The following is a 15,092-nucleotide window of genomic DNA, read 5'->3' as shown; positions in this document are numbered from 1 at the left end:
ACCATCCTAAAAAATCACTTGCGTCTTCTGGAAACAATCAAAGGTTGAGTACGCTTGTTAGACCGCGTTCTATAGCCTTTAGTAGGCTTGCCCCAAGGACTTGTAGGCTCACCACCTTCTCCTGTCCTACCCTCACCACCACCATGAGGGTGATCAACCGGGTTCATAGCTACACCACGAACAGTAGGTCGTATGCCTCTCCAACGATTAGCACCAGCCTTACCTATCGAACGAAGAGAATTTTCCTCATTACTCACCTCACCCACTACAGCACGACACTCAACATGAACTCTGCGAACCTCACCAGAGCGCAAGCGAACCTGAGCATAAGCAGATTCTTTAGCCAACAACACCACAGAAACACCAGCTGAACGAGCTATCTGAGCACCTTTGCCCGGCAACATTTCAACACAATGCAAAACAGTACCAACAGGAATATTGCGAATAGGCAAGGCATTTCCAACCTTTATCGGCGCCAACGGCCCACTTTCCACAACTCCACCAGCTAACAATCCACGCGGAGCAACAATATACCTTCTTTCACCATCGGCATAGCACAACAGTGCTATATGAGCAGTACGGTTTGGATCATACTCGATCCTCTCAACTTTAGCCGGTACTCCGTCCTTGTTACGTTTAAAATCTATAACCCTATACAGTCTCTTGTGACCAGCACCCTTGTGACGAACAGTAATGTGCCCATAAGCATCTCGTCCAAAAGAACGATGAAATCCAGAAACCAAGGGGGCGAAAGGCCTACCTTTGTGCAAATGGTTACATACTACCTTTACAAGAGAACGACGCCCCGGAGAAGTAGGCTTAACTTTAAGCAACGCCATCATTTCTCTCCATAAAACTCCTGCCGCGAACATCATCCTTTATGGAAACATAAGCCTTCTTCCAATCAGAACGCTTTCCATAAAAACGACCGAAACGCTTCTTCTTTCCCGCAACATTCAGAGTAGTTACTCCCTCAACAGAAACATCAAAAAGAGACTCGAAAGCTTCCTTTATTTGAGCCTTATTAAGATAAGTACCAACTTTCACCGTAACCTGGAAACGAGAAGAACAAAGACCACCCTTCTCAGAAACAACAAAACCCTTGAAAGCATCTAAAAAGAAAGACTTAACCTCACTCATGAAAGACTCCCCTCCAGCACCCTCAAACCTGCCTCTGTCATCAAAACTCTACCGCTGTTAACAAGCGTAACAGGATCAACGACCAGCGAATCCACAACATCACAGTAGTGCAAATTACGCGAAGACAAATCTAAGTTCTCATCATAGCCAGCAGTCACAACAACAACCCTCGTACCGTCACCCGGCAAACCAAGGGCGGAAGCAATTTTCAAAAATTCCTTCGTCTTAGGTAGAGGAACATCTATCTTATCAACAAAAGATATACGACCTTCACTCACTAACCTAGAACACACGCAACCCATTGCCGCCCTATACATTTTCCTATTGATCTTCTGGCGGAAATTCTCTGATGGAGAAGAAGGAAATATCTTACCACCCCCACGCCACAATGGGGAAGACCTCATACCAGCACGGGCACGACCAGTACCTTTTTGCTTCCACGGTTTACGGGTCGAATAAGAAACAGAAGAACGATTCTTCTGTGCTCTAGATCCTTGTCTAGCATTAGCTAAATAAGAAATAACAACCTGATGAACCAACGCTTCGTTATATTCCCTGGAAAACACAGAATCCGATAAAGAAATTTTGGAAATCAGATGACCATTCTGATCTAATAAATCACACTCCACAATTATCCCCTTTTGCAGATATCTACAGAATCGACTTAACGCAAACCAAGCCACCCTTAGGCCCCGGAACCGCACCCTTAACGAACAACAAATTGCGGCTCTCGTCAATATCGAACAAAAGAAGATTCTTTACCGTCCTTCTCGCACAACCCATGTGACCCGGCATTTTCTTTCCGGGAAACACACGACCAGGATCCTGGCACATACCAGTAGATCCAGGCTTATTATGAGAAAGAGAGTTTCCATGAGATTTATCACCCGAAGAAAAATTGTGCCTCTTGATAGCACCGGCAAAACCATGCCCACGAGTAACACCAGAAACACTGAGACGGGAACCGACGCTGAAAACACCAACCCCCAATGTATCACCAGAATTGTAACAGCCCTCTTGGCCCTCTGGGATACGAAACTCTTTCAACTTTATGCCGGGCTCAATACCCACCTTGGCATAAAATCCACGCACAGACCGATTCAATCTGTCCGAGCGAGCATTACCAAAACAAACCTGAACAGCGGAATATCCACTCAAAGCAGAATTCTTGACAGAAACAATTCTGTTACCAGAAACATCAATGACAGTAACCGCTATGGACTCCCCAGCCTCTTTAAAGATCCGGATCATACCAACCTTACGGCCCATCAAAAAACCAACCTTCATTAAAAATCTCCCAAGCTTCGACTACGATTGGTCGAGGGACAGTTTCACAACAAGGATCCGATTATAGATTAAAGAACAGTGATTTCAAAACTATTTTCGCCAAAAAACAAAAAATATTCTCCACGGCCACATATCAAACAACAACAGCTTGTCAAGATAACAAAAATCGCGCTATCGTCATTGAATCGGACTTAGTTAAGATGTCATCTATTTACTATATGTATAGCAACAATCTGTCTTATGGATAAGAAACAACATCACCCCCATAATCACCCAGTGTCTTCGTTTGTGCATCTGCGAGTGCGGTCTGAATTCTCAATTACAGACAGCATAATACGTATAAAACACTTACTGGAACATGTTGCCAATCAAAAAATGCCAGCGGTAGCGCTAGCAGATAGAAACAACATCTTCGGATTTATAAAATTTTACAAAGAAGCCCTGCGCGTTGGGGTTAAGCCAATACTTGGGGTTGATGTACTTACAACAGGACTCATAAATAATCAAAAATCGAGATTGCTCCTTCTTGCAAAAAACATTAATGGTTACCTAAAAATTTGCGAGCTACTGACATCTTCGTACCATAAAAAAGAAAACTCTGCTGAGGCATCAATCGAAATATCCTGGTTCACAAGGGAAAATTGTCGAAACTTGATAGCATTATCCGGATACGACAAAGGAGAGATAGGACAACTCCTTCTTCGCCAACAAGAAAAAAAAGCTCTACTGGTACTTGAACATTACAAAGAAGTTTTTGAAAATCGTTTCTACATAGAAATTCAGCGATATAATCCCAGACATGAAGATCTACTAACCGCCTCTGCAAACATTGGCCAAACCACAAATACCCCCTTAGTTGCAACTCACCCTGTACAATTTCTCAGTAAGAGCGATTTCGATGCACATGAGGCAAAAGTATGCATTGCAAACGGATGGACACTCAACCACCCAAACCGCCCCAAAGAATTCAAGCCAACTCAACACTTCATATCAGAAAAAGAAGCAAATGCCCTTTTTCACCCTTACACAGATGCCTTGCTGAACACAGTAGAAATTGCCAAACAATGCAATCTATTATTGGAACTTGGCGTTCCAAAATTACCAAACTTTCCACTACCAAAAAATTTCACACTTACAGAATATTTAAAACAGCTTGTTTATGAGAAATCAGAGCAATTACTTTTACTATTGCCCGAAAAGACAAGAAAAGTACACAAACAACGCTTAGAGTATGAGCTGCGCATAATCAATGAAATGGGATTCTCTGGCTACTTCTTAATAGTGCAAGATTTCATAAACTGGGCTAAAAATAACGACATACCCGTCGGACCTGGAAGGGGATCTGGTGCTGGATCAATAGTGGCATACTATCTAGGAATAACAGAACTTGACCCAATAAAATACGATTTACTGTTCGAGCGGTTCCTAAATCCAGAACGTATTAGCATGCCGGATTTCGATATCGACTTTTGCCAAGAAAAAAGACAACTAGTAATAGATTACGTCAAAAACAAATATGGAAACGATGCCGTTTCTCAGATAGCAACATTTGGTACAATGGCTGCCAAGGCATCCATAAGGGACATCGGTCGCGTCCTAAATTTACCATACACTTTCGTTGACGGCATAGCTAAGTTAATTCCGTTCGAGCCAACTAAAAATATAACAATAGACATCGCTTGCAAAATGGAACCTTCGCTCAGAGAGCGCATAGAAAACGAAGAAGACGTACGTCAGTGCATATCTCTTGCGAAAGAAATAGAAGGACTAGTGAGAAACATCAGTACCCACGCCGGCGGTGTTCTGATAGCTCCCGATAGACTAGTAAATTTCTGCCCTTTATTCAAACCTGATAATTCCTCAGATATGCTTAGCCAGTACGACAAAGACGATGTAGAAGAAGTTGGTCTGGTTAAATTTGACTTTCTAGGACTAAAAACCTTAACGATTATCAACTGGACTGTAAAATCTATCCAAGCGCTCTACCCAGATCAAGAAAATCTAGAACTAAGAAATATAGATTTTAATGATGCAGAAACCTATAATTTACTGTGTGAGGGAAACACCACTGGCGTTTTTCAGCTAGAATCTCGAGGAATGAAAGATTTGTTGAAAAAACTCCGTCCCAACAATTTCGAAGACGTCATCGCTGTACTGGCACTGTATAGACCAGGACCTCTAGGTTCAGGAATGGTGGATGATTTCATAAATAGGAAACACGGCAAAGCGTCTGTAAATTACTACCACCCTTGTTTAGAGTCTGTGCTGAAACCAACTTATGGAATTATAGTTTATCAAGAGCAAGTAATGCTGATATCTAGGATAATAGCTGGATATTCATTGGGGGGAGCAGATTTGCTCAGAAGAGCAATGGGCAAGAAGAAAACTGAAGAAATGGCAAAGCATCGTGAAATATTCATAAAGGGTGCCCAAAAAAACAACTACGACCAACAATTGGCAATTCACTTATTCAACCTCATGGAAAAATTTGCCGAGTACGGGTTCAACAAATCTCACTCAGCAGCATACGCAGTTATCGCTTATCAGACAGCATGGCTAAAAAGGCACCATACATCATGCTTCATCGCTGCTTCTCTCTCGCTTGACATGGACGACACCGACAAAATTAAAATTTTGTACGAAGACGCTATAAAAAATAACATCACAGTTTGTTCCCCAGACATAAATCAATCTGATCATAAATTTACACCTGTAAATGAAAAAACCATTTTTTATGGGCTCGGCGCTATAAAAGGAGTAGGACAAAATACTGCCCTAGAAATTATCAACAGGAGACAAACTGGTCCGTTTTCGAGTCTTTCTGATTTTTGCAGCCGCATTGATTTAAACATCGTCAACAAAAGAAGTATAGAATTTTTAGTCAAAGGAGGAGCCTTCGATAAGCTGAACCATAACAGAAAGATACTATTCGAAGATATAAAGGAAAAAATGAAGCAAGCTCTGCAAAAGAAAACCCTTGACACTAATCAGGTAAGCCTTTTCGACATGGACCAACCCGTATCAAATGCAGATCAAAACCCAGAAACACTCTTCCCTGAATGGTCTTTACTTAAAAAACTGTCTGAAGAAAAAAGTGCCGTTGGATTTTTTCTAAGCTCCCATCCATTTCAGGCATTTGCCGACGAATCACAGCAAATTACACGCCTATCCCTAAGAGATGTACTGCATTGCAATCCGGACAACAGCGTCAAAATTATCAGTGGCATAATCAATAAGGTACGCAAAATTGGCAAAGCTTACTGCACAGTTATCAGCGATGGCCAAGAGGAAATTGAAGTCACGGTATTTTCAGATAATTTTGAAAAGAACAGACAACTTTTTAAAACTGACAACTTGCTATTTTTCGAAGGCAAGATATCTTTCGATAATTACCATAAAACTAATCGATTTATAGCAAGTCGCATTATGTCACTAGAACAACTCAGAGAAGAAAAAGCATCTCAACTCATTCTGTACATTCAACCGTTTTCCCCAATAACTGATATATGCAATCTAATCAAGGAGCACGCAACACAGGATAATTCGGTACCTGTAACATTCTATTACGTCAATAACAATATTTCCTGCTATATAAGAACTGGACAAAAATGGAAAATAAAAATCTCCAATGACTTTCTGGAAGCTTGTCAACAGTTACTGTCTTGTTCAAAAAAACCATATCATATAAGGTATTAATAATTGATGATATTGGGTAATTCATAATTCTGAATTACAATGATTTTCTCTTAAAATGCATTTGCCAAACTTTCACGGAATGAAAACATGTCCATAATAACAAAGCAACAGTTCATAGAATCTATAAGAAACGCTTTTCAGTTCATTTCTTATTGCCACCCACCGGATTTCGTTCACTCACTAGCTGAAGCTTATAAACGGGAAAAAAATTCTGCAGCTAAGACAGCCATAGCACAAATATTGCTTAACTCCAAAATGAGTGCCGAAAACAAAAGACCTATGTGCCAGGATACAGGCATTTCTGTGGTTTTCATCGATGTTGGAATGGATGTCAGATGGGAAACCGACCTATCAGTATCAGAAATGGTGCACGAAGGAGTAAGAAAAGCATACCAAGATCCCAACAACAAATTGCGATTCTCCATCGTAGATAATCCTCATGATAAAAGAACGAACACGAAGGACAACACACCCGCAGTCATTCATTATAACATTGTACCCGGAAACAAAGTGGAGATTCATTTAGCAGCAAAAGGCGGAGGATCTGAAAACAAAAGCCGTTTTGTTAATCTAGATCCATCCGCATCTGTAGTGAACTGGATAATTGAAACCTTGCCATCTATGGGTGCAGGCTGGTGTCCCCCAGGAATACTTGGTATCGGAATAGGGGGCACACCAGAATATGCTATGTATTTGGCCAAAAGATCACTGATGGCACCAATTGACATACATGAAATTAAGGAACGTGGAGGAGATAACTCGATAGATAAGCTACGAATAGAAATTTACGATCGAGTAAATGCACTAGGAATTGGCGCACAGGGATTAGGTGGGATTACGACTGTATTGGACGTAAAAGTCCTAACTTACCCTACTCACGCTGTCTCGCTCCCGGTAGCACTCATACCAAACTGTGCCTCAACAAGGCATGTACATTTTTCACTGGATGGAACTAACATTGCTACCTTCCCTGAACCTGATCTATCCCTGTGGCCGAACATTAGCTTGAGTGACACTCAAGTTGAAGCAACTCCTGTGAATATAGACACATTAACTAAGAGTGATATAGCAAAGTGGCAAGCAGGACAAAATTTATTACTATCTGGAACTCTATACACTGCTCGCGACGCCGCCCATAAGCGCATTCAAGACATGATAAATGCAGGGAAAGAATTGCCATTTGATCTGAGAGGTAAAATTGTTTATTACGTAGGCCCTGTGGATCCCGTTCGCGACGAAATTATAGGACCAGCAGGACCAACCACAGCAGATCGCATGGACCGATTCGCAGAACTTATGTTGTCCGAAAAAGTAGGTGTAATTGGGATGATAGGAAAAGGAGAACGGAAGCAAAAAGGCATCGATGCCATAAAAAAATACGGTGCCGTTTCGATGATCGCAGTAGGTGGCGCCGCATACTTAGTTTCTAAATCTATTACAAAGGTGGAAATGATAGCTTTTTCTGATCTAGGCATGGAGGGAGTAAGAAAACTGACGGTAAAAGACATGCCCGTTACCGTCTCTGTTTCGTCATTGGGTGAGTCCATACACGAAATTGGTCCACAAAAGTGGAAAATATCTTTAAAAGAAAGTCGGAATTGACTAGAATAGTTTGATTTGTATAAACATCCCTTTCTTCATGAGCGAGGTTTAGTTGCTCGATCATGAGAATAGAAAGTTGGAACATCGAGGTAATTGAAATGAAGAGAACCTATCAACCTTCCAAGATAAGACGTAAGCGCACTCACGGATTCAGGGCAAGAATGAAAGCACCGGGAGGACTGGTTATAAAATCGCGCAGAGAAAAAGGAAGGCATAGATTGTCTGCGTAAAGAAGGGGAGTGGTATTCGTTGACAGCAGATAACTCTCTGATTAAACCCAGAAAAAATTTGTTATCACCTTTCAAGAGGTCGCTATGCTCTGTTAGAAAAAAATCAGAGTTCGTCTCCGTTTACTCCTCAAAACCGATATCAGTCAGATCAGGTCCTTTCAAGGCTTACTGCTCCCGTGAGACTAATCCGCTATTTGTTCGGATCGGGATGGTAATCCCCAAAAAGGCCACGGTGACATCGGTAAGGAGGAACCTTGTAAAACGCCTGATCAGGGAGTGTTTTAGAACTAGAATCCGTTACCTGCCAATTGCTGACATTATTGTTTCACTAAAGGGTAACGTATCTTCAATGCCAAGGCGCGACATCCGTAATTATGTGGATCATCTTTTCTTTCTCTTATCGGAGGAAAAATAAGGCCGTGATCCGTTCACTTTTGTCTAGTTTGCTAATTTTTTTCATCCGTTTGTACAGGCTGTTTCTAAGCCCTTTCTGGGGAATGAATTGCAGATTCTTCCCTAGCTGTTCCGTATATGCAGAACTTGCGATTAAAAAATACGGGCCATACAAAGGCTTATTGATGGCAGTTTATCGTATATTGCGGTGCAACCCTATTAATAAAAGATTCGGCGAGGACAACCCCTAGCCAAAATCTGAGTTACAGATCATCAGAGAGTGTGTGGAATACTATGGAAAATGTAAGACTTGTGCTGGTATTTCTATTGTTCGGATCATTGCTTGGACTATATCAAAACTGGAATAAGGAATCACCTGCCCCCAACCCCATCGGTTCTACTAACGCGTACAACCCCCTAAATGTGGAAAAGAAAAAACAGCCGACTATAGCAACAACTGAAGCAACCGAAGAGAAACAAAAACCGGTAGTAATTTCTTCGTCTTTAGTCGACATGGCGGTAAACCCGATCAACGGCAACATAGTAGGGCTATATCTGAAAAAATACCATGACCATAATAACAAGAGCGAAGCTTACACCCTCCTGAGTACAGGCAACCCCATCTACCGCTCATCAAGTTTTGTCAAAATTCAAGTACCAGGTAAAAATGAGATAGTTTTCAGACCATATTTCAATCACCATACCATATCGCATGACAACCTAACGGGAACATCAACGCTTCTACTAACTGGAAAAGATCATAAAGTCGACATAGAAGCAACTTACACAATCAACAACAATGATTATGTCATCGGAGTAAAATACAAAATCACTAATGGATCTAGTAAACCAATAAACCCGTTCCTTTTTGGTTTAATACAAAGAGATGATTATCCTGTGCATGAGCAATCACGATTCGTGCGCTCATACTTCGGGGGCGCAATATACACAAATGATAAAAAATTCAACAAAATTACCTTCTCCAGTATGGATCAAAACCAAACAGAAATGAGCCAAAAACGAGGATGGTGTGGAGTAATCCAGCATTACTTCGTTAGCACCTGGATACCCAATGACAATCAGGTTGCAACTTTCTATGCATTCAAAGAACCGACTTCCCAGCTTTATACTATTGGGTTTAAACAGGACCTAGGAATTGTACCGCCCAAGACTACAAGTTCTGCTACTGCCAAATTTTATGCAGGACCACAGGAGCAGAACAAACTAGCTTCGATCGCAAATGGCCTGGAACTGGTTACAGATTATGGCTGGTCAACAATAATTGCCCAGCCTTTATTTAAGCTGCTAAGCTGGTTACACCTTCTCACGACAAATTGGGGATGGGCAATAATATTGCTAACTATCCTGATCAAAATCGTATTTTTACCATTATCAGCGACTAGTTATAAATCTATGGCTAAAATGAAAATACTCTCCCCCAAAATTCAGGCACTAAAAATTTCCTATGGCAATGATAAAGCCAAACAACAAAAAGCAATAGTAGAGTTGTTTCAAAAAGAAAACGTCAATCCCGCAGCTGGTTGCTTGCCTATAATTATACAAGTTCCTGTATTCATTTCTCTTTACTACGTTTTGTCAACAAGCGTAGAAATACTTCAAGCACCGTGGCTAGGATGGATCAAAGACCTATCTTCACCTGATCCTCTATACGTCTTGCCAATAGCCCTTGCCGCATCAACTTTTTTACAAACCAAAATGAATCCCCCGGCGTCTGACCCTGTACAAGCAAAAATCATGACGATAATGCCAATGGTATTTTCAATCATGTTTTTCTTTTTTCCGTCAGGATTAGTCCTGTACTGGCTTACCAACAATTTACTATCAATCATGCAGCAATTCTTCATAACCAAAAAAATAAATGAAGCATGAACTGTAGATATTATCGCGAAATAATTAGTGCCATATCAACTCCACTAGGAAACGGTGCTATTTCGGTTGTCCGTGTTTCAGGTGACAATCTACAGTCTTTTTCCGAAGCCATATTCAGAAAGAAAATACCAAACAAGAAGCCGACGCTAGCAAACATATATGATGAAGATAACATCATCGATAACGTTCTGGTCCTGTTCTTCCATGCGCCACACTCATATACAGGGGAAGATGTTATCGAAATTCATGGACATGGCGGATTAGTAGTAACACATATGATCTTAGATCTATGCCTCCGAGCAGGAGCTCGTTTGGCAGAACCGGGAGAGTTTACTCTAAGAGCTTATTACAACAACAAAGTCGACCTAACACAAATAGAGGCCATTTCAGATATCATTAATGCTCAATCGGAAGCAATGGTTAAAGCTGCGGCAAAAAATATAAATGGGTCTTTTTCAAACCTCATAAAAAACATTAGAGAACAGCTCATCCACGTTCGTACTCACACCGAAGCCTTCATAGACTTCCCTGAAGAAGAAATCACATTTCCAGAAAAAAAACTACTTAATTCTCTATCCACAATTGAAAATGATCTAACTCATATACTAAGACAGAGCAACAATAACAATATACTTAACCACGGACCAAGAATTGTACTAACAGGTTACGTTAATGCAGGTAAATCCAGCATTCTTAATGCATTACTTAAAAAAGACCGGTCCATTGTCAGCAATATAGCGGGCACAACGCGAAATACCATAGAAGAAAATCTAGTTCTCGAATCCACGCCTGTTTTACTCATAGACACTGCCGGGATAAACGACGAAGCCACCAACGAAATTGAAAAAATAGGTATTGAAAAAACATGGAAAGAAATCAGTCAAGCTGATATAACGCTACTAGTTTTAGATGTCACTTGCTATCCTGCAATATCGCATCACAAATACGCCGATATCCTTAAAAATGAGAACTCAATAGTTATATTAAACAAAATTGATCTCTTAACAGACCACGAAATCAGTTCCATAGAAAACGAACTGACCCAGCTAACAGCCAAAACAAATATTATCCGTGTTTGCGCCATAACTGGCTATGGAATAGAAGAACTAAAACAGGTTTTAAAAAACAACATCTCTCAAAAAAAACTCATGGACTGCACCTTGTATATAAACAAGCGCCATGAAAAACACATAGATACGGCTTTGCAGCATCTCCAGTTAGCCAAAAAATCAGTACACCACCTAGAAATATTTGCCGAAGAACTCCGCCTAACTGCGAAGAGCCTAGAGGAAATCATCGGCTTTTTTTCAGACGATGATCTTCTCACAGAAATATTTTCACAATTTTGCATTGGCAAATAAACTAAGCTCTTTTTTCGTAAAGCACCCGTGGGGTAATAAACACCATCAGTTCAGATCGATTACGCACTTTGGTCTTGGACCTGAACAAATTACCGATAACAGGAATATCTCCTAACAATGGAACCTTAGTGTGATCACTATTACGTGTATCTTCATAAATACCTCCGATAACCAATGTGCCTCCATTTTCAACCAAAACCTGCGTTTTAACGTGTTTGGTATTAATGGCTGGACCAGCTGTCGTAGAAAACACACCAACAGAATCCTTAGTAACTTCCACATCCAATATTACGTGATTATTTGGTGTAATCTGAGGAGTAACACTCAGAGACAAATTAACTTTTTTGAACTCTGTGGAAAGAGTAACATTTGTTCCTGAACCCTGAACTGTTGTGTACGGAATCTCAGTGCCTTGCTCAATAATAGCTTGCTGCTTATCTGAGGTTACCACACGTGGGTTAGCAAGGGTTTTACCTTCTCCATCAGCTTCAAGAGCGCTTATTTCCAGATTTAGTAAACTAGTACCGTCAGCATTAAAAATGGTCCAAGCAAATCTTCCTGGAGAAGTAGATGTAGCCGGCAAATTAATGTTGAGAGATTTAGACCCTACGTTAACAATATCAGCCGGATTACTCCTAAGACTGGCATTCTGCAACAAATCAGCACCCCAGGTGGAGTTTTGGTTGTTGCCAACGGTACCCAATCTTACCCCCAGAGATCTATTAAAAGTACTATCAGCCTCAACAATTCTAGCCTCGATCATAACCTGAGAAACTGGAACGTCCACTGCCTTAATAAAATCACGAACCTCTTTAATTTTGTCGGGAACATCCCGGATAAAAATCTGGTTAGTTCTATCATCAACAATAGCACTACCACGCTCAGACAAGATTTTATTCTTACTACCCAACATCTTCTCTACATCATTTGCCTTTTGATAATTAAGATGAAACACCACTGATCTTGTCTGAGCCAACTCGTTCATCTGTTTCTCAGATTGCAGGTACTGTTTCTCAGATTCTATCAATTCCTTACTAGTACCAATAACAATGACACTACCATTCTTCCTCATCCCGAGATTACCTGACTCTAAGATAATATTCAGAGCTTGATCCCACGGCACATCATTCAACCTTAGGGTCAGTGATCCCTTAACTCCGTCAGTAACTAAAATGTTCAATCCGGTAAAATCTGCAATAGCCTGCAAAGCACCTCTTATCGTCGTATTCTGAAAGTGCAAAGATAACCGTTTGCCAACAAATACCCGTTTTGACAATCCACCGTAAGAACCCTCACTTGAAGATGCTTTTTTCAATTCAATTACAATTTTACCTTGACTTTCGAAAGTTCTATCCTCAAAAACACCGCTGGAATATATTCTAATTAATGAACCTCGATCCTTTCTAACAATCGAGAACTTCTGAACGGGTGTAGAAAAATCTGATACATCATATGACTTGACTATTGAATCATATGGAACCAAATCCGGCAAATAAACCAAAACACCATTAGCCACACGATCGGCTCTTATGAAAGAATGCCTAACATTAGTATTAAGCACAATCATTCCACTTCCTTTTTCACCTTTCTTAAAATCTACTTTAGTTAAACTTCTCTGTTTTTCATCATGATATTGCGAATTTATCGTAGTTTCTCTATCACTATCACGGCTATTTTGGATCGGTTTAGCAGGAAAATCATCAGTGAGGGAAAGAATCAAGTGATCTCCCTCTTGCTGCAAATCATAGGAATGAAAAGTCTTTAAGGAAAAAACTAACCGAGTCTTATTGGATAACTGAGCAACATAAACTTTATCAAAGTCCCCAACACCAATGGGAACAACATAAGTTGGTCTACTAGTAGTGACATCGGGTAGATCAATAACTATCTTGGCTGGAGATACAACGCTAAAAACACTTGGTTTTTTCCTAATGGATAAATCACCCGACAACATTATTTTCACTGCATAATTATTACCTTCTTTTATTGTATTTATAGAAACAAGGCCATTTGAGCTAGTGCCGGCTAAAACTGAGCCAGTTGCAAACAGGAAAACGGACATAATAATTGCCCTAACAAATCCTGCTATTTTTTCTGCGTCTCTGCAAAAGTTCATCATTCTGAGACTCTCTGAATTTTCAAAAATAAATCTAGGCTACAACAAGATAGGAATCAACAGCTAATAAACCTAACTCAATCAAGAACATTTATCGCAATTTAATTATAGTTACTTTGCTAACAATCTTCCCCGTCCCATCATCAATCCTTTGTTTGATTTTTAACCCATCACCGTCAATACCAATAACAACCCCACCACTCGCACCTATGCGAGTACCAACCCCAACACGAAACATATTAGGCCCATGTTTGACAACAGCCATTCTTTGATCTTTATTTATAATCAACCCAACCAACTTCAAATCTTGTAAACTCACGTCCTTCAAAGGAGAAGCATTAGGATTCTTGGTGTAGTCAACAGAAGCATCACCATTACCAACATAAATGCCTATACGAACGGCCTGGAAAGGATCTATTCTCACTGGCCTAAAAGATTGAGGCCGAATATATTCATCATCCAATTTAACAAATTCTTTTCTTTTAATTCTGCTAGCCTCTTCTTCCATCCATCTTTTCAGCTCGTTGTTCGAACTTGGCAAACACCCCGCTAATAAGAAAAAATTAATCCCTATATAGATGAAAAGCTTGTATTTTTTGTAGTTCCCGTTCATTTTCTACAACCTAGCTATAAAATAGAGTTATCTATGTACGTCCAACGTCAATAATCATTAGGATCTGTTCATAGGTTAGTTAATTTTTCCACCTCTTGGATTAGATCCGGAATCATTCTTATCATTGACCTCCACAGCCTTGTATATCCTAGCGACAAAGGAAAATAACAAATCACCTGGCTTAATAGAGCGCTCTCCCCTTGCGCCTCCTTTCCCAACAGAACTAGGAGTAGAAATAGTCAAATTATCTAAAACTACAACTGTATCAAGCATAGCAACCTGATATGCAAATTCACCAAAATCGTTATAACTGCCAACCATTTCTACGGAAACAGGTTCCTCGATATACAAATCTTTTTTTTCTTCTTTCCCCGGCAGAAAAGAGTAAAAAACCATATTATTAGCAACACCTATTCTATTAATATTTTTTAACAACAAATTAATTTGAGATTCTTTAGGCAATTTATCGATAAGTTGACCAAAGCTGTCTGATAAATATTCGAAGTACTGCTGATACACAGGAAGATTAGCAACCTCAGTAAGCTTTCCAACGTACTCTTTTTTCAGATTTCTTTCCTCAATTTTCAGTGCTGAAAACTTGTTTAGTGCGGCAGAAGCGAAAAAGATATAATTTAATACCAAGACAAGCACGAATAGCAGAGCTATACACGAAATTCTTATATATTTAGGCCATTTAATAGGATCATTACCCATAGACATAATATCTGCAGATAAATTACTAAGATCCATTACTCACCCCCAGT

General features: G+C 40.1%; 14 protein-coding genes. 7 read left to right on the top strand and 7 right to left on the bottom strand.

Annotated elements, in window-relative coordinates; translation table 11 throughout:
* Positions 1 to 14 precede the first annotated feature (14 nt).
* The 4 genes from rplB to rplC are packed head-to-tail and all read right to left on the bottom strand — an operon-like array spanning position 15 to position 2,427.
* Positions 15 to 839: a 50S ribosomal protein L2 gene (rplB, locus tag Arg41_RS02465; protein WP_092342213.1), complete on the bottom strand. Its 825-nt coding sequence runs from the start codon at positions 837 to 839 to the stop codon at positions 15 to 17.
* A complete protein-coding gene (locus Arg41_RS02460; protein WP_092342211.1) occupies positions 826 to 1,140 on the bottom strand; it encodes an uL23 family ribosomal protein in 315 nt (104 codons plus the stop codon). Before Arg41_RS02460 ends, rplB begins: the two co-directional genes overlap by 14 nt.
* Complete coding sequence (gene rplD / locus Arg41_RS02455) at positions 1,137 to 1,769, bottom strand: 50S ribosomal protein L4 (RefSeq protein ID WP_092342209.1); 633 nt, start codon at positions 1,767 to 1,769, stop codon at positions 1,137 to 1,139. The genes Arg41_RS02460 and rplD overlap by 4 nt, the downstream gene beginning before the upstream one ends.
* Before the next feature lie 22 nt (positions 1,770 to 1,791).
* Entirely contained in the window at positions 1,792 to 2,427 is a 636-nt protein-coding gene (gene rplC, locus Arg41_RS02450; RefSeq protein ID WP_092342207.1) for a 50S ribosomal protein L3, read from the bottom strand.
* A 240-nt stretch (positions 2,428 to 2,667) separates the two neighbouring features.
* On the opposite strand from rplC, the gene dnaE reads away from it, so the two are divergent.
* The 7 genes from dnaE to mnmE all read left to right on the top strand — a co-directional run bounded on the left by dnaE (position 2,668) and on the right by mnmE (position 11,599).
* Positions 2,668 to 6,123, top strand: coding sequence for a DNA polymerase III subunit alpha (gene dnaE / locus Arg41_RS02445; protein ID WP_092342205.1), 3,456 nt, complete (start codon positions 2,668 to 2,670; stop codon positions 6,121 to 6,123).
* Positions 6,124 to 6,210: 87 nt separating this feature from the next.
* On the top strand, positions 6,211 to 7,725 hold the full coding sequence (locus tag Arg41_RS02440) for a fumarate hydratase (protein WP_092342202.1): 1,515 nt from the start codon (positions 6,211 to 6,213) through the stop codon (positions 7,723 to 7,725).
* Between the two features lie 98 nt (positions 7,726 to 7,823).
* Complete coding sequence (gene rpmH, locus Arg41_RS02435) at positions 7,824 to 7,955, top strand: 50S ribosomal protein L34 (protein WP_092342200.1); 132 nt, start codon at positions 7,824 to 7,826, stop codon at positions 7,953 to 7,955.
* A gap of 19 nt (positions 7,956 to 7,974) precedes the next feature.
* Positions 7,975 to 8,370, top strand: coding sequence for a ribonuclease P protein component (rnpA, locus tag Arg41_RS02430; protein WP_157722241.1), 396 nt, complete (start codon positions 7,975 to 7,977; stop codon positions 8,368 to 8,370).
* 4 nt (positions 8,371 to 8,374) lie between these two features.
* Positions 8,375 to 8,599, top strand: a complete 225-nt coding sequence (yidD, locus tag Arg41_RS02425) for a membrane protein insertion efficiency factor YidD (protein ID WP_242641377.1) — start codon at positions 8,375 to 8,377, stop codon at positions 8,597 to 8,599.
* A 61-nt stretch (positions 8,600 to 8,660) separates the two neighbouring features.
* Positions 8,661 to 10,238: a membrane protein insertase YidC gene (yidC, locus tag Arg41_RS02420; protein ID WP_157722240.1), complete on the top strand. Its 1,578-nt coding sequence runs from the start codon at positions 8,661 to 8,663 to the stop codon at positions 10,236 to 10,238.
* Positions 10,235 to 11,599: a tRNA uridine-5-carboxymethylaminomethyl(34) synthesis GTPase MnmE gene (mnmE, locus tag Arg41_RS02415; RefSeq protein ID WP_092342192.1), complete on the top strand. Its 1,365-nt coding sequence runs from the start codon at positions 10,235 to 10,237 to the stop codon at positions 11,597 to 11,599. The genes yidC and mnmE overlap by 4 nt, the downstream gene beginning before the upstream one ends.
* 1 nt (position 11,600) lies before the next feature.
* Here the strand turns inward: mnmE and Arg41_RS02410 are convergent, their stop codons facing one another.
* The 3 genes from Arg41_RS02410 to Arg41_RS02400 form a co-directional block, all read right to left on the bottom strand.
* Positions 11,601 to 13,718, bottom strand: a complete 2,118-nt coding sequence (locus Arg41_RS02410) for a type IV pilus secretin PilQ (RefSeq protein WP_092342190.1) — start codon at positions 13,716 to 13,718, stop codon at positions 11,601 to 11,603.
* Positions 13,719 to 13,806: 88 nt separating this feature from the next.
* Positions 13,807 to 14,328: a pilus assembly protein PilP gene (locus Arg41_RS02405; protein WP_092342188.1), complete on the bottom strand. Its 522-nt coding sequence runs from the start codon at positions 14,326 to 14,328 to the stop codon at positions 13,807 to 13,809.
* A gap of 75 nt (positions 14,329 to 14,403) precedes the next feature.
* Positions 14,404 to 15,078: a type IV pilus inner membrane component PilO gene (locus Arg41_RS02400; RefSeq protein ID WP_092342186.1), complete on the bottom strand. Its 675-nt coding sequence runs from the start codon at positions 15,076 to 15,078 to the stop codon at positions 14,404 to 14,406.
* Positions 15,079 to 15,092: the final 14 nt, after the last annotated feature.

The sequence above is a fragment of the Candidatus Ichthyocystis hellenicum genome (assembly GCF_001460935.1).
In the GTDB taxonomy this organism is placed as follows: Bacteria; Pseudomonadota; Gammaproteobacteria; order Burkholderiales; family 2013Ark19i; genus Ichthyocystis; species Ichthyocystis hellenicum.
Note: the sequence above shows the minus strand (reverse complement) of the source record. Positions and strands in the feature narration are given on the sequence as shown.